Genomic DNA, 13,715 nt, shown 5'->3' on the forward strand with positions numbered 1-13,715 from the left:
GCACGAGGGTGGCGTTGATGAAGTTAGCAGATATTTATAAAGCATTTCAAGGAGATATAGAATTTATTGAAGCGGAATTGGAACGAACCCTTTCGGCTAAACACCCTGTTTTAAAAGAAGCATCAACGGGGTTGTTAAAAGCCGGTGGGAAACGAATCCGTCCTGTGCTCGTGCTTTTGGCCGGGAAGTTTGGCGATTATCAATTAGACAGATTAAAGCACATTGCCGTTACGCTTGAACTCATTCATATGGGTTCCCTTGTCCATGATGATGTCATTGATAATGCGCCGCTAAGGCGTGGGCGGGAAACAGTGATGTCTCGTTGGGATAACCGTGTAGCGATGTATACTGGCGACTACATTTTCGGGCACGCGATTGAAACGACAAAAGCCTTCAGCGATAAACGAGTCCATACGATTATTTCCGACGTCATGAACCAAATATGCCGAGGCGAAATTGAACAAATCCGAGACCAGTACAATTGGGATCAAGGTTTACGCATTTACTTGAGGAGGATTAAACGTAAAACGGCATTGTTGATTGCCGTTAGCTGCCAGCTGGGTGCCATCGTTTCAGGCGCGACAGATGAACTCCAAAAAAACCTTTATTACTTTGCTTATTTTCTTGGGATGTCTTATCAAATTATGGACGACATACTCGATTTTGTAGGCACCAATGAACAGCTAGGCAAGCCAGCCGGGGGCGATTTACGCCAAGGCAATGTCACGTTGCCTGCGCTGTATGCGATTGAGCACACGCCTGGATTTAAACAACGGCTAGAGAAGTCATTAACGAAAGAGTCTTCTTTAGAAATGGACATGGAGCCGCTATTAAATGAAGTCCGCACATCAGGCGGGATTGAATATGCACAGGCAATGAGTGATCGCTATTTGCACAAGGCAAACACGCTTTTAATGGGATTTCCCGACATTGATGCCAAAAGGCATTTAATTGAAGTGGCCAGTTACATAGGACGGAGAAAATACTAAGCCAGCGGCAAGCTGGCTTTTTTGTTTGTAAAAAAGCCCCTCTATTCTAAGAAATCTTATTGTTAGCGTTTTCCTAATTTGCTATACTTGAAACGTTCGGTGTAAACATTCATAAAGCGAGGTTAGACAATGGAACGTACATACGTAATGGTTAAGCCTGATGGCGTACAACGTAATTTGATTGGAAACATTGTATCGCGGTTTGAACAAAAAGGGTACACGCTTGCTGCAGCTAAGCTGGTCACTTTAAGCAAAGAAACGGCGGAAACGCATTATAGCGAACATCGGGAACGCCCGTTTTTTGGCGAGCTTGTTAGCTTTATTACTTCCGGACCTGTGTTTGCGATGGTTTGGGAAGGAGAAGGAGTTATTAAAGCAGCTAGACAACTCATTGGCGCCACCAATCCTAGCGAGGCTGCTCCAGGGACGATACGCGGCGACTTAGCAGTCAACGTTGGCATGAATGTCGTACACGGATCTGATTCCCCAGAATCAGCTGAGCGTGAAATCGCTATTTTTTTTAAAGAAGAAGAGCTAAACGATTATCAAAAAGACAGCAATAAATGGGTTTAAAACAAAGCCAGTTGGGTTCTGCTCAACTGGCTTTTTTATGTAAAACGAACGCGTTTTAAAAAGAAGTCTGCTTGACTGTGTCGAGCTACCGTTAAACATGGTACACTCATTTTAAGAGTAAAGTATTACATGGAAAGGAAGAACGTTTTTTGGCAGACGTATCTGCCAGAAAAACGGCAACATGATGAGAATAGATGAAGATTATGAACAATTCGTTTCTGTTTTTTTCAAACTGAGTGGCATTCATTTGCAAGCATATAAAGAGACGCAGATGAAACGGAGGCTCACTGCACTTCGCGATAAACGGCATTTTTCAAGCTTTTCAAGCTATGCGGACGCGATGGCTAATGATCCTTTGCTGCTTACAGAATGCGTAGATCGTGTCACAATCAATGTGTCTTCGTTTTTCCGCAATCGTACTCGTTGGGAGACATTACGTACAGAGATTTTGCCACGACTAGCGACGAAAAAAAGTGGATTGAACATCTGGAGCAGCGCCTGTTCGACTGGAGAAGAACCATATTCATTGGCGATGCTCATCAAAGAAGCAGATATTCCTTTACAAAATAAAACGATTCTTGCGACCGATATCGACTCGGCCATACTAGAAAAGGCACGGTTAGGCCGTTTCCGCCAGGATGCATTTAAAGAAATGAATAGCCAGTTCCAACATGCTTATTTTCGTAAGCAAGGGGACGATTTTGCCATCATAGAAGATGTGAAAAAGCTTGTGAATTTTAAGCGCCTTAACTTACTTGCTGACGAGTACCCGACACGCTGCGATTTGATTATTTGCCGCAATGTGCTTATTTACTTTACAGAGGAGGCAAAGCAAACGATTTTCAAAAAATTTAGTGAGTCTTTGGTTCATGGCGGAGTTCTGTTTGTCGGCAGTACGGAACAAATTTTTGATCCCCAACAATATGGTCTACAAGCAATAAAGCCGTTTTTTTATGAAAAAGTAACATGAATGTACAGACAATTGCTCCAATACATGCTATAATTTAACGCATAAAAGCGATAAAGTATTGCCGGCAAGATAGGAAAGGGTGTTAACATTGAGATTTTTAACAGCAGGAGAGTCACATGGACCACAACTGACTGCGATTATTGAAGGCGTGCCAGCGCAATTGCCGCTTTTGGCAGAAGATATTGACCGTGAATTGGCTAGGCGCCAAGGCGGTTACGGCCGTGGTCGCCGTATGCAAATTGAAAAAGACCGCGTTCAAATAGTAAGCGGCGTACGCCATGGCATGACGACTGGTGCCCCTATCACATTTGTTGTCGAAAATAAAGATTGGAAAAATTGGACAAAAATAATGGGCGCTGAACCGATAAGTGAGGAAGAAGCGGAAAAAATGAGACGGAAGTTAACACGTCCCCGTCCAGGTCATGCTGATTTAAATGGTGCAATCAAGTACGGGCACCGCGATATGCGCAATGTTTTAGAGCGTTCATCAGCGCGGGAAACGACTGTCCGTGTTGCCTGTGGAGCATTGGCAAAGGTCATCCTTAAAGCTTGTGGCATTGAAGTTGCCGGACATGTCCGCGAAATTGGCGGCATTCGGGCTGAGGAAACAAACTATGCCACGATCCAAGAATTGCAAAAGCGCTCAGAAGAGTCACCTGTACGCTGTTTAGACGAGGATGCAAGCAAAAAGATGATGGCAGCCATTGACAAGGCAAAACAAGATGGTGATTCGATTGGCGGCATAGTTGAAGTCGTTGTTGCTGGCGTGCCTATTGGCCTCGGCAGCCATGTCCATTATGACCGCAAATTGGATGGCAAAATCGCTGGCGCAGTCATGAGCATCAACGCGTTTAAAGGTGTAGAGATTGGCATTGGCTTTGAGGCAGCGCGGCTTCCAGGCAGCCAAGTTCATGATGAGATTACTTGGAGCGAAGAGGAAGGCTATAAGCGGAAAACGAATCGCCTTGGCGGTTTTGAAGGCGGGATGACCAACGGTATGCCGATTGTCGTAAAAGGTGTGATGAAGCCAATCCCAACGTTGTATAAGCCGCTGCAAAGCGTAGATATTGATTCGAAAGAACCATTTGCCGCAGGTGTTGAACGTTCCGATAGCTGTGCCGTTCCCGCTGCATCGGTTGTCTGCGAAAATGTGGTAGCGTGGGAAGTTGCCAATGCCTTGCTTGATACATTTGGTTCTGACCAGCTTCCTCTGATCCAGGCAGCTGTCGAACGTCACCATGCCGCTTCAAAGGAGTTTTAAACGATGTTTGTAGACATTCACACCTCTTCAAAACAATACAAGGCTGAAGTGGGGTCAGGAATTTTGCGGGAGGCAGGCAAAACGATTGAAGCGCTTGCCCCGGCTTCTTCCTATTTGATCGTTTCAGATGAAAATGTCGCAAACCGTTATCTTGATGTGTTGGTTTCTTCTTTTTCAAAGGAGCCTCATACGTTTGTCGTGAAAGCGGGGGAACAATCAAAGTCTTTTCATGTGTATGAGCAGCTTGCCGCTTTTTGTTTGGAAAAACAGCTTGACCGCCAGTCGGTTATCATCGCTTTTGGAGGCGGCGTTGTTGGCGATTTGGCCGGGTTTGTAGCGGGGACCTATATGCGTGGCGTTCGCTTTATTCAAGTTCCAACTACTTTGCTTGCCCATGATTCAAGCGTTGGCGGAAAAGTAGCAGTCAATTTGCCTGCCGCTAAAAATATGATTGGTGTTTTTCATCAGCCTGAAGCTGTCTTGTTTGACACAGAATTGTTGGCAACTTTGCCGGAACACGAATGGCGTTCTGGTTTTGCAGAAATCGTTAAACTTGGTTTTATAGCCGACGCATCTTTTTTAGCTTGGCTGCGTGAAACAGTGCCTGCACTAACAAGTATAAAAGCAGATAATTTGCAAAAAATGGTGGCCAAGGCGATTGCCATCAAAGCCGACATTGTTGGCAAAGATGAAAAAGAGCATGGCATCCGCGCCCATTTGAACTTTGGTCATACACTCGCTCATGCGATTGAAGCAGAACTAGGGTATGGAAAGATAACCCATGGCGAAGCGGTGGCAATCGGCATGCGTTTTGCTTTTCGTCTTAGCCTCCGTTTTACAAAAGAGGATTTGCGGCTTGCCGATTATGAAGAGTGGTTTTCTGCCCTCGGTTATGACCTTCGTTTGCCAGCAGGGCTTTCAGCACAACGGTTGCTTGCCCGTATGAAAAGCGACAAAAAAACGAATGCAGGAAAGATTGTCATGGTGTTGCTCGCTCAGCTTGGAGCCGCCTATACAAAAACAGTCGATGAACATTTGCTTTTAGAGTTGTTAGAAGAAGAACTGGGAGGAAGATCATGATTCGTGGCGTCCGAGGTGCAACAACCGTAACAAAAAATGAGGCGCAAGAAATTGAACAGGCTACAGAAACACTCGTGCGGGAAATGGTCAGTCAAAATGAGTTGCAGCCCGAGCAAATCGCCCAAGTGATTGTGACGGCTACAAACGATATTGATGCTACATTTCCGGCGAAGGCGGTCCGGCATTTACAAGGATGGCAATACGTTCCTGTAATGTGCGCTCAAGAAATTCCGGTAAAAGGAAGCTTGCCCCTTTGTATCCGTGTAATGATGACAGTGAATACATCTTTAAAGCAAGAGGAGATCAAGCATGTTTTTTTAGAAGGGGCAATTGTGTTGCGCCCTGATTTATTAAAAAAATAGGCGCTTAGGGCGTTGACGGGAAACGGGGATTTGCGTTACACTACTGGGCAAGAGGAAATAGCAAGATAGTTGAGTTTGAGTATAATAAGAGACTAGTTGAGAATGAGTTGAGCGGAGCGGAGAAGAGTAGAGAAGAGTCAAGAATGGCAAGCATGGTTGCATAAACATGCTTTTATATGTTTTTTTCCATACCTTCACCAGAGGCGAATCCCCTTTTTTCGCCACCCCCGCTCTTCATTTTCACATCACAAGGAGTGAGTGAGATGAAGAAAACCCCTTTTGCATCTTTTCAGCAAGCCTACAACCGTTACGGTACATGCTTTTATAGCGAAACGGTATTTGCCGATGGCTTGACCCCTATTCAAATGTTTCAAGCATTGCAAGAAGAAGCGACCTATTTGCTCGAGAGCAATGACGTGCAGTCGGAATGGTCCAATTACTCCTTTATTGGGTTGAGCCCAATTTATGAGTGTGTAGAAGAGAACGGTTCATATAAAACCATTCATTTGCAGACTGGTAACGTAGTTGCCAGTGCGGTAAATTTCGAAGCGTGTTATCAGAAAACCGTTTCACACATCGACCCGCAACCGAGCGAAATGGAGATTCCTTTCCAAGGAGGCGCCGTTGGCTACGTCAGCTATGACGCGGTCGAAGAAATAGAGCCTGTCATCAAGCGGAGCGATCAACGCAGCTGCCCGTATTATCATTTCATTTTTTGTGAACAGTTGTTAAGCTTTCATGAACAAACAAAGCAATTGACGCTGATTCAATTAGTCAAAAGTGGCTTGCAGCCAGCAGAACAAGCTTTTGCTGAAGCGCAAGCGAAAATTCGTACACTAATCGGTAAATTGGAAAGTGCGAAAGCGCCTGTTTTGCCACATATGGTCACGAAAAAGCAGCTGCCGATCGAGGTTCGCTCCAACTATTCGAAACAAGGCTTTATAAACGATGTAAACCGGATTAAAGCTTATATTCAGGCAGGGGACATTTTCCAAGCTGTTTTGTCACAACGTCTAGAAATGACCGTTTCTGTTGGCGGGCTCGATTTGTACCGTGTGTTGCGCTATGTTAACCCTTCGCCGTATTTGTACTATATTAAAATTGGAAAAAAAGAAATCATTGGTAGTTCGCCAGAAAAGCTTGTCCAAGTACGCGGTGACCATGTCGAAATACATCCAATTGCAGGCACGCGCAAGCGTGGGCAAACGGCGGCCGAAGACGAAGCATTAGCCCGCGAGTTGCTAGCCGACGACAAAGAACGGGCGGAGCACCATATGCTTGTTGACTTGGCGCGCAATGATGTTGGCAAGGTTTCAGTTTATGGAAGCGTAGAAGTTCCATCCTTGTTGGAAATCGGGAAATTTTCCCATGTGATGCATCTCGTCTCCAAAGTAACAGGCAAATTGAAGCCTGAAGCAACGCCTTATGACGCGTTAAAAGCGGCATTTCCTGCTGGGACTCTTTCTGGTGCACCGAAAATTCGCGCCATGCAAATTTTAAATGAGCTAGAACCGACTAGACGGGGCATCTACGGAGGCGCCATTTGCTATATGGATTTCAACGGCAATATCGATTCTTGCATTGCGATTCGTACGATTGTTCTGGAAGGCAATTGCGCCACCATCCAAGCAGGAGCAGGCATTGTCGCAGATTCAGACCCGGAAAAAGAATACGAAGAAACATTAAACAAAGCAAAGGCACTTATTCATGCGATTGAACAGACAGAAGCATTGTTTGCAAAGGCGGTGCGTTTGTCATGATGAAGCACGTGCTGAACAAATGTTTAATGGGCGAATCCTTGTCTGTACAAGAAGCAGAGCAAGTGATGGAACAAATCATGTCAGGGCGCGCAACCGCCAGCCAAGTGGCGAGCCTCATTACGATGATGCGCGTTCGCGGCGAGACTGCGGAGGAAATTCTCGGCTTTGCCAAAGGGATGCGCGCTTATGCGCGCAAATTCCCTGCTGTCATTGAGGGGACGATTGATACGTGCGGCACAGGAGGAGATGGACTTGGAACGTTTAACATTTCGACTGCGTCAGCGCTCGTTTTGGCGTCGCTCGGTGTCCCTGTCGCCAAACACGGCAATCGCTCTGTCTCTTCCAAAAGCGGCAGTGCTGATGTGTTGGAAGAGCTCGGCATCAACATTCAAGCTTCCGTTGAAGAAGCTTGCCAAATGCTTGAAACAACAAACTTGTGCTTTTTATTTGCGCCGCTGTACCACCAGTCAATGCGCCACGTCGCTGGCCCACGGAAAGAAATTGGCTTCCGTACCATTTTTAATTTGCTAGGCCCGCTTACGAACCCAGCCGGTGCCCGTTACCAGCTTCTCGGCGTTTACGATGAAGCGGCCGCTTTGAAAATGGGAGAAGCATTGCGCCAGCTTGATAGCGAGCACAGCCTTTTAGTTACAGGCGCTGATGGCCTTGATGAATGTGCCATTCATGGCGACACACACGTAGTAGAAGTGAAAGATGGTAAGTGCGAAACGTATCGGTTCTCGCCTGACGACGTAGGCTTGCCGCTTGGAAATCTTGCTGATATCCAAGTAGATACGCCTGCTGAAAGTGCTGCGTTAATCCGCGCGATTTTTTCAGGCGACGGGCCACAGGCAGCGAAAAACATTGTTGCTTTAAATGCCGGGGCAGCGTTGTACGCCTGTGGAAATGCCAGTCACATTGCTGAAGGCGTTCACTATGCCAGCAAAGCGATAGAGAGCAAACGAGTGTTCCGCTATTTGCAATCATTGCAACAACAGGGAAGGGGAATCAAGCATGCTTGAGAAAATTTTGGCGACAAAACGAGAGGAAATCAGCCAACTCCAGTTGCCTGAAAAGCAGTATTTTCCAAAAAAAAGCCTGAAAGCGTCCTTACAAAAAACATCTTTGCCACTAGGGCTAATTGCAGAAATTAAACAGGCCTCCCCTTCGAAAGGGGTTTTATGTGAGGCGATTTCGCCAACAGCGATTGCACGGGTTTATGAAGAAGGCGGAGCAAGCGCAATTAGCGTTTTGACAGACCGTACGTATTTTCAAGGTGACACTGCTTATGTGGCTGAAGTGAAAAAGACCGTGTCTTTGCCGGTATTGCGGAAGGATTTTATTCTGTCGCCCCTTCAAGTAGAGGAAACAGCGTGCATTGGCGCAGACGCTATGTTGTTAATAGCCGGTGCAATGGAAGCGAAGCAGCTCCACGAACTATATGAATTAGCGTATAGCAAAGGGTTGGAGTGTTTAGTTGAAGTCCATAGCGAAGAAGAGCTAGAGTCGCTTCTCGCTGTTTTTACCCCAGAAGTGATAGGCATCAATAATCGCAATTTAAAAACGTTCCAAACGTCGGTTTCCCAAACCGAGCAGATTGCAAAAATGGTGCCGAAAGAAGCGTTGCTTGTGTCCGAGAGTGGCATTCATACACCTGATGACATTGCGCGTGTGAAGAAAGCCGGAGCGAACGCTGTGTTGATTGGCGAACAGTTGATGCGTAAAGACGATAAAAGGCAAGCGATCATCGACTTGTTTTCTGAAAGTGCGATAAACCAATGAAACTAAAATATTGTGGACTGCATCAGCAAGAGGATGTCGAAGTGGCAGCAGCTTCTCATTGTGATTACATGGGCTTCGTATTGGCAAACAGCAAGCGCAAAGTTGCCCTTCATGACGTGGCGCAATGGTTGGCTACAACTGACATGAGCACGAAGCAAACGGTAGCACTTTTTGTGAATGAATCACTTGACACAATCGCACAGGTTGCAGGCAGTGGCCTATTTGATGTGATCCAGTTACATGGCTCCGAAACGCCTGCTTTTTTGCAGGCCGTTAAGGACCGCACGCATAAGCAGGTATGGAAAGCGATCCATCATTCAAGCAGCGCGCTCAGCATCATGCAGGCTTTTGCAGGCATCGCCGATGGCTATGTAATTGATTGTAAAAGTGCCAAAGGCTGGGGCGGAACAGGCGAATCATTCGACTGGAAACAGATACCTTCTTATAAGGAAGAAGGAGTCAGGCAAGGTACGCAAGTGCTTATTGCAGGCGGGATTACGCCTGAAAACGTCGTCGAGCTTGCCCGCTACCAAGTAGACGGACTGGATGTATCGAGCGGAATTGAAGAGAACGGAAAAAAAAGCGTCGCAAAAATAGCGCGCCTTGAACAAGAAGCGGGGGTCCATTATGCAGGAAACAATACCAGATAGCCGCGGCCGTTTTGGCGAGTTCGGCGGCAAATATGTTCCCGAAACATTAATGTCGGCAATTGAAGAGTTGGAAGCTGGGCTGGCAAAAGCGATGGTTGATCCCGCTTTTATAGGAGAGCTAAAAGCTGACTTGGCTGAATATGCAGGCAGGGAAACACCGCTGACGTTTGCGAAAAACATTAGCGCAAAATTAGGCGGAGCCAATATCTATTTAAAGCGGGAAGATTTGCTTCATACGGGGGCCCATAAATTGAATAATGCAATTGGCCAAGGGCTCCTTGCAAAACGAATGGGCAAAAACAAGCTTGTCGCCGAAACAGGGGCAGGCCAGCACGGCGTCGCCACGGCAACGGTTGCTAGCCGCCTTGGCATGGAATGCAAAGTGTTTATGGGCGTGGAAGACATGAAGCGGCAAGAGTTAAATGTATTTCGCATGGAATTACTTGGCGCCGAGGTTGTGCCGGCGGAGACGGGGAGCCGAACGCTAAAAGACGCTACCAATGAAGCGATTCGCTATTGGGTCTCCCACGCAGATGATACGTTTTATCTAATCGGCTCCGTAGTCGGCCCGCATCCTTATCCGAAAATGGTCCGCAATTTCCAGCGCGTGATCGGCGATGAAGCCAAACAGCAGATGGCAGAAAAGACAGGGCGACTGCCTGATACAATTGTTGCTTGTGTTGGCGGTGGCAGCAACGCAATCGGTATGTTTTACCCGTTTCTCGACGATGAAGTGGAGCTTGTCGGCGTCGAAGCGGCAGGACGGGGGCTTGATACAGCCGAACATGCTGCCACGATCAGCAAAGGTTCGAAAGGAATTATCCACGGCTCGCTTACGTACTTGCTTCAAGATGAATCTGGGCAAATTAAGGAGCCTTATTCGATTTCCGCCGGACTGGATTACCCTGGCGTTGGCCCTGAGCATGCCTACTTGGCCGCCCAAAAGCGAGTTCGTTATGAAGCTGTAACCGATAAGGAGGCGCTTGATGCACTTGCGCTTCTAGCCAAAGAGGAAGGAATCATTCCCGCAATTGAATCGGCTCATGCGTTGGCTAAAGCTTTTCAAATGGCGAAAACGATGACGCCAAACCAATCTGTGCTCGTATGTTTATCAGGCAGAGGCGATAAGGATATGCACACATTGCAACGGGTTTATAAGGAGGGGTACGATGAATAAGCGGCTTCGTGATGCTGTAAAAAAGGGCAACTTGTTTATTCCGTTCATTACCGCCGGAGACCCGGTGCCAGAAGCAACCATTGCCCTTGCACTCTCATTACAGAGAAGTGGGGCGGATGTGCTGGAGCTTGGCATTCCTTATTCTGACCCGTTGGCAGATGGACCGGTCATACAAAACGCCTCCAAACGTGCACTAGCAGGGGGAATGACGCTGGCTAAGGCGATGGCGCTTGTCCCGGAAATGAGAAAAGAGGGGCTTACAATTCCTGTTATTGTCTTTACTTACGCCAACCCTTTGCTACAATTTGGGTTTGAACGTTTTTGTGAGACCGCATGCGACTACGGAATTGACGGCCTCCTCGTTCCTGATTTGCCGTTTGAAGAGAGCGAAACATTGGCTAATGAGTGTGAAAAACAAGGGCTTGCCCTTATATCACTTGTGGCGCCAACATCTCAGCAACGGATCAAAGCGATTGCCAGCCGCGCCCAAGGGTTCCTATACTGTGTGTCCTCGCTAGGCGTAACTGGCGCGAGAAAAACACTTCATCCACAAGTAGAAGCTTTTTTAAAGCTGGTAAAAGAAGCATCGCCTGTCCCATTTGTAGTTGGATTTGGCATTTCCAGCTACGAACAAGTTGAGGAAATGGGGCGCCATGCTGACGGTGTTGTGATCGGGAGTGCGATTGTTGAGCAAATTGGCCTCAGATGCGAGGCGTTAAAACAGGCGGAATCACGCGATGAAGCAGTCAAAGAAATTGAGCAATATGTCAATTCTCTTCTTCATCCCGCTCCGACCTATTAAACAGTTGCTAGTACGCTTAATTTTGCGTAGGATAGCTAGTAAGACTAGGGAAAGCAGGTGCAGACACGATGTTAGCAAAAAAACAAATACAAGGGTTGCCGCCTTACGCCCCAGGCAAGCCGATTGAAGATGTAAAAAGGGAATACGGTTTAGAGACCGTCATAAAAATGGCATCGAATGAAAATCCGTATGGGGCGTCTCCTGCTGTCGCAAAGGCGATTGCCGCTGGAGCATCAAAAACGTTTTTGTATCCGGATGGCTATGGCACAGCCTTGCGCAAAGCACTTGCTGCCAAACATAAAGTAGATGAAGGACAGCTTATATTAGGAAATGGCACTGATGAAGTTATTCAACTATTATGCAGAAGTTTTTTAACGCCTGAGACCAACACGGTTATGGCGACGCCCTCTTTTTCTCAGTACAAGTTAAATGCAACGATTGAAGGGGCAACGATAAAAGAAATAACCGTTAAAGAAGACGGCTCTCACGATTTAGATGCGATGCTTGCAGCGATTGACGACCAAACGCGAATTGTATGGGTCTGCAATCCGAACAATCCAAATGGGGTCGCACTCGGTGAAGCCGAGTTGAAAACGTTTTTAGACGCCGTGCCAACTACATGTTTGGTCGTTGTCGATGAAGCTTACTATGAATATGTAGAATTAGATGACTTCCCAAACAGCGTCGCGCTGTTAAATGCATATCCGCAACTAGTTGTGTTGCGGACGTTCTCAAAAGCATATGGACTTGCAGGCCTCCGCGTCGGCTACGGCATTAGTCAGCGTGAAATCGCTCGTCAAATTGAACCTGTGCGATTGCCCTTTAACAACAACATCTTTGCTCACACAGCCGCGCTCGCAGCGCTGGAAGACGAAGCGTTTATTGCGGCGTGCAAGCAAAAAAACAGTGTCGAGAAGGCAAAATTGCGCGCTTTCTTTGAGGCCAGAGGGATGTTTGTGTTTCCGTCGGAAACAAACTTCTTGCTTGTGGAAACAGGGATTCCGGGAGATGTTGTCTTTCAAGCTTTTCTTGAAAATGGCTTTATTCTCCGTTCAGGTGAAGCGCTCGGTTACCCGACGGCAATCCGAATTTCCATAGGCAATGAGGCCGAAAATGATGCCTTTATAGAAAAAGCTCCTGAGATTTTGGACCAGCTCCGTGCAAGCTTAGGCGCATAAAAAGAGTAGGAGAATAGTATTGACATGAAGCGTACAGCATTTGTTGTCGGGATGGGGTTGATTGGCGGCTCCATCTCGCTTGCAATTAAGCGCGACCAAGACATCCATTTGGTTGGCTACGATATTTCAGCCGAACAGCTCCATATGGCTAAAGCACTTGGCGTAATTGATGAGGCTGCCTCAAGCCTAGAAGAAGGGGCACAAGCAGCTGATTTTATCATTTTAGCAGTGCCAGTAAGCAAAACGATTGAATTGATTGAGCAGCTTAGCACGATCCCGTTGAAACAAGGTGTCATCGTTACGGATGTCGGTTCAACAAAGCAAGATATTGCCGCGGCTGCTGATAACCATTTCGGTGACAACGTCTGCTTTATTGGCGGCCATCCGATGGCAGGGTCACATAAATCGGGCGTCGAGGCAGCAAAAGCCCATTTGTTTGAAAATGCGTTTTACTTGCTAGCACCTGGCAAGAATAGTGAGCCACGCCATATTATCGCCTTGCAAAATTTATTGAAAGGCACGAAAGCGCGTTTTTTGCAAATGGAACCACAACAGCATGACAAACTGGCAGGCACAGTGAGCCATTTCCCCCATATTATTGCAGCTAGCCTAGTCCATCAGCTCAAAAAGCTTGAAAAAACCGATCCAGAGGTAGCCCAATTAGCGGCAGGCGGTTTCAGGGATATTACGCGGATTGCCTCGGCGAGCCCGGTCATGTGGCGTGATGTGCTTTTGCATAATAAAGAAGAAATGCTGCGCCTATTTGCCGAATGGCAAATCGAGATGGATTCCGTAAAAGAAATGGTTGAACGCTGCGACGGCAAAGCCATTCATGCTTACTTCCAAGAAGCAAAAGCATTCCGTGAAGAGTTGCCACAGCGCGAAAAAGGAGCGATACCGGCTTTTTATGATTTGTTCGTCGATGTTCCTGACCATCCAGGCGTTATCTCCGATGTGACAAGGATACTTGCTAATAAAGAAATTAGCATTACCAATATTCGAATATTAGAGACGCGGGAAGACATTATGGGCGTTTTGCGCCTTAGTTTCCGTTCAGAAGACGATCGAGTATATGCCCAGGAAGAACTGAAACGGCATATGTATGAAACTTACACGATATAAGGAGAAGAA

General features: G+C 46.8%; 14 protein-coding genes. All 14 read left to right on the top strand.

The genetic code is table 11. The features are described 5' to 3' along the window. Nucleotides 1–17: 17 nt before the first annotated feature. The 14 genes from hepT (at nt 18) to BUC05_RS03005 (ending at nt 13,706) form a co-directional block, all read left to right on the top strand. Nucleotides 18–989: a heptaprenyl diphosphate synthase component II gene (gene hepT, locus BUC05_RS02940; protein WP_011246732.1), complete on the top strand. Its 972-nt coding sequence runs from the start codon at nt 18–20 to the stop codon at nt 987–989. Nucleotides 990–1,118: 129 nt separating this feature from the next. Then, a complete protein-coding gene (gene ndk / locus BUC05_RS02945) occupies nt 1,119–1,562 on the top strand; it encodes a nucleoside-diphosphate kinase (protein ID WP_011246733.1) in 444 nt (147 codons plus the stop codon). 181 nt (nt 1,563–1,743) lie between these two features. After that, nucleotides 1,744–2,532, top strand: coding sequence for a CheR family methyltransferase (locus tag BUC05_RS02950; protein WP_306344765.1), 789 nt, complete (start codon nt 1,744–1,746; stop codon nt 2,530–2,532). 88 nt (nt 2,533–2,620) lie between these two features. Next, nucleotides 2,621–3,793: a chorismate synthase gene (gene aroC / locus BUC05_RS02955; RefSeq protein ID WP_011246735.1), complete on the top strand. Its 1,173-nt coding sequence runs from the start codon at nt 2,621–2,623 to the stop codon at nt 3,791–3,793. Between the two features lie 3 nt (nt 3,794–3,796). Then, nucleotides 3,797–4,873, top strand: coding sequence for a 3-dehydroquinate synthase (gene aroB / locus BUC05_RS02960; protein WP_011246736.1), 1,077 nt, complete (start codon nt 3,797–3,799; stop codon nt 4,871–4,873). After that, on the top strand, nt 4,870–5,235 hold the full coding sequence (gene aroH, locus BUC05_RS02965) for a chorismate mutase (RefSeq protein WP_063609373.1): 366 nt from the start codon (nt 4,870–4,872) through the stop codon (nt 5,233–5,235). Before aroB ends, aroH begins: the two co-directional genes overlap by 4 nt. Nucleotides 5,236–5,498: 263 nt before the next feature. Beyond that, nucleotides 5,499–6,995 carry an anthranilate synthase component I gene (gene trpE, locus BUC05_RS02970; RefSeq protein ID WP_011246738.1) on the top strand — a complete coding sequence of 499 codons (1,497 nt, stop codon included), beginning with the start codon at nt 5,499–5,501 and terminating at the stop codon, nt 6,993–6,995. Beyond that, on the top strand, nt 6,992–8,017 hold the full coding sequence (trpD, locus tag BUC05_RS02975; protein WP_063609375.1) for an anthranilate phosphoribosyltransferase: 1,026 nt from the start codon (nt 6,992–6,994) through the stop codon (nt 8,015–8,017). Before trpE ends, trpD begins: the two co-directional genes overlap by 4 nt. Continuing rightward, nucleotides 8,010–8,777, top strand: a complete 768-nt coding sequence (gene trpC, locus BUC05_RS02980; protein ID WP_063609376.1) for an indole-3-glycerol phosphate synthase TrpC — start codon at nt 8,010–8,012, stop codon at nt 8,775–8,777. Before trpD ends, trpC begins: the two co-directional genes overlap by 8 nt. Further along, the gene (locus tag BUC05_RS02985) at nt 8,774–9,427 is read left to right on the top strand and encodes a phosphoribosylanthranilate isomerase (RefSeq protein ID WP_073304049.1); all 654 of its coding nucleotides are present in this window, start codon (nt 8,774–8,776) and stop codon (nt 9,425–9,427) included. The genes trpC and BUC05_RS02985 overlap by 4 nt, the downstream gene beginning before the upstream one ends. Next, complete coding sequence (gene trpB / locus BUC05_RS02990; RefSeq protein ID WP_073304051.1) at nt 9,405–10,604, top strand: tryptophan synthase subunit beta; 1,200 nt, start codon at nt 9,405–9,407, stop codon at nt 10,602–10,604. The genes BUC05_RS02985 and trpB overlap by 23 nt, the downstream gene beginning before the upstream one ends. Continuing rightward, nucleotides 10,597–11,406 (top strand): tryptophan synthase subunit alpha, encoded by an 810-nt coding sequence (trpA, locus tag BUC05_RS02995; protein WP_063609379.1) that lies wholly within the window; start codon nt 10,597–10,599, stop codon nt 11,404–11,406. Before trpB ends, trpA begins: the two co-directional genes overlap by 8 nt. A 68-nt stretch (nt 11,407–11,474) precedes the next feature. Beyond that, on the top strand, nt 11,475–12,584 hold the full coding sequence (gene hisC / locus BUC05_RS03000) for a histidinol-phosphate transaminase (protein ID WP_073304054.1): 1,110 nt from the start codon (nt 11,475–11,477) through the stop codon (nt 12,582–12,584). 24 nt (nt 12,585–12,608) lie between these two features. Further along, the gene (locus tag BUC05_RS03005) at nt 12,609–13,706 is read left to right on the top strand and encodes a prephenate dehydrogenase (protein WP_011246745.1); all 1,098 of its coding nucleotides are present in this window, start codon (nt 12,609–12,611) and stop codon (nt 13,704–13,706) included. The last annotated feature ends 9 nt before the right edge of the window (nt 13,707–13,715 follow it).

Source organism: Shouchella rhizosphaerae (assembly GCF_900142675.1).
GTDB lineage: Bacteria > Bacillota > Bacilli > Bacillales > Bacillaceae_D > Shouchella > Shouchella rhizosphaerae.

What these genes read in the sequence shown, in the direction of transcription:
- hepT (WP_011246732.1), top strand. Translation starts at nt 18, where the DNA reads ATGAAGTTAGCAGATATTTATAAAGCATTTCAAGGAGATATAGAATTT.
- ndk (WP_011246733.1), top strand. Translation starts at nt 1,119, where the DNA reads ATGGAACGTACATACGTAATGGTTAAGCCTGATGGCGTACAACGTAAT.
- BUC05_RS02950 (WP_306344765.1), top strand. Translation starts at nt 1,744, where the DNA reads ATGATGAGAATAGATGAAGATTATGAACAATTCGTTTCTGTTTTTTTC.
- aroB (WP_011246736.1), top strand. Translation starts at nt 3,797, where the DNA reads ATGTTTGTAGACATTCACACCTCTTCAAAACAATACAAGGCTGAAGTG.
- aroH (WP_063609373.1), top strand. Translation starts at nt 4,870, where the DNA reads ATGATTCGTGGCGTCCGAGGTGCAACAACCGTAACAAAAAATGAGGCG.
- trpE (WP_011246738.1), top strand. Translation starts at nt 5,499, where the DNA reads ATGAAGAAAACCCCTTTTGCATCTTTTCAGCAAGCCTACAACCGTTAC.
- trpD (WP_063609375.1), top strand. Translation starts at nt 6,992, where the DNA reads ATGATGAAGCACGTGCTGAACAAATGTTTAATGGGCGAATCCTTGTCT.
- trpC (WP_063609376.1), top strand. Translation starts at nt 8,010, where the DNA reads ATGCTTGAGAAAATTTTGGCGACAAAACGAGAGGAAATCAGCCAACTC.
- BUC05_RS02985 (WP_073304049.1), top strand. Translation starts at nt 8,774, where the DNA reads ATGAAACTAAAATATTGTGGACTGCATCAGCAAGAGGATGTCGAAGTG.
- trpB (WP_073304051.1), top strand. Translation starts at nt 9,405, where the DNA reads ATGCAGGAAACAATACCAGATAGCCGCGGCCGTTTTGGCGAGTTCGGC.
- trpA (WP_063609379.1), top strand. Translation starts at nt 10,597, where the DNA reads ATGAATAAGCGGCTTCGTGATGCTGTAAAAAAGGGCAACTTGTTTATT.
- hisC (WP_073304054.1), top strand. Translation starts at nt 11,475, where the DNA reads ATGTTAGCAAAAAAACAAATACAAGGGTTGCCGCCTTACGCCCCAGGC.
- BUC05_RS03005 (WP_011246745.1), top strand. Translation starts at nt 12,609, where the DNA reads ATGAAGCGTACAGCATTTGTTGTCGGGATGGGGTTGATTGGCGGCTCC.